Annotated in this window: 1 protein-coding gene; it reads right to left on the reverse strand. The window is 67.3% G+C overall.

The genetic code is table 11. From position 1 onward, the window contains the following. A partial coding sequence (locus tag KJQ96_RS38490) for a condensation domain-containing protein (protein ID WP_249735091.1) occupies positions 1-1,074 on the reverse strand: 1,074 nt, incomplete at both ends.

Here is a 1,074-nt window from a genome sequence, read left to right on the forward strand (position 1 = left end):
GCTCGCGGCCGCTGCTGCGCGCCACCACCTGCCCCCAGGCCAGATGGCACAGGCTCGCCAGGCTCACCCCCAGCCGCCGCGCCTGTTCCCGCAGCCGCGCGTTGAGCGCCTGCGGCAGCATCCGCCGCGCCTCATGGACCCCATGGCCGTCGCCGCGGATCTCGCTCAACCCGAACGGCATGGTCGGCTCGTCGATGTCTGCCAGCAGCCCTCGGAAGAACTCTTCATGCGCCTTGGCATCAACACCAAGACGCGCCTGCGCCACCAGATTGCGGAACGGCTGCGGGGCTATCAGCTCATGCTCGCGCCCCTCCAGCACGGCCCGGACCTCGGCATGCATCACTTCCAGCGTGGTTTGATCCCCGATCAAATGGTGCTGCAGCTCCAGCAGCAGCCAGCGCGCGCTGCCGGGCTCGCGCGCGGTCACAAACCGCAACAGCGGCGCCCGACCAAGATCGATGCGGTGCTGGCGCGGATCAAACCGGCGCCGGAGCTCATCGGCGCCGGGACAATCATAGCCATCCAGCTCGACCTCGCTCACCTCCAGCGGCGCACGACGCCACACCACCTGGGCCGAGCTCGACAGCCCCTCCCAGACAAAGGCCGTGCGCAGAATGTCGTGCCGATCCACCACCCGCTGAACCGCGGCAAGATAGCGATCCAACAGGCCACGGTCGGCAAACGCCGTCTGCGACACCAGCAGGTACGGATCGCCATGGCTGGCGAGCAGATGATGGAACAGGATGCCGTCCTGCAGCGGCGACAAGCCATAAATGTCCTGGATGTTGCCGACGCCACCAGGCACCATGGCGACGATCCGATCGATCTCGCCCTGCGTCAGCTCGATCAGCGGCAGCATCTGCGGCGTAATCGCCGTGCTGCTCGCGGTGATCAGGTTGGCCGGGACCGCCGCCTCCTGATGACTGCCCAGGCTTGCGGCCTGATCCGCCAGCACCGGCTTGGCGAACAAGGTCTGCACCTCGATCCCCAGCGACAGCCGCCGCAGACGCGCCATCAGCTGCAGCGCTAGCAGCGAATGTCCACCGAGGTCAAAGAAGTTGTCGTGCCGCCCGA

This window comes from Bradyrhizobium sp. sGM-13, assembly GCF_018398875.1.
Taxonomy (GTDB): Bacteria; Pseudomonadota; Alphaproteobacteria; order Rhizobiales; family Xanthobacteraceae; genus Bradyrhizobium.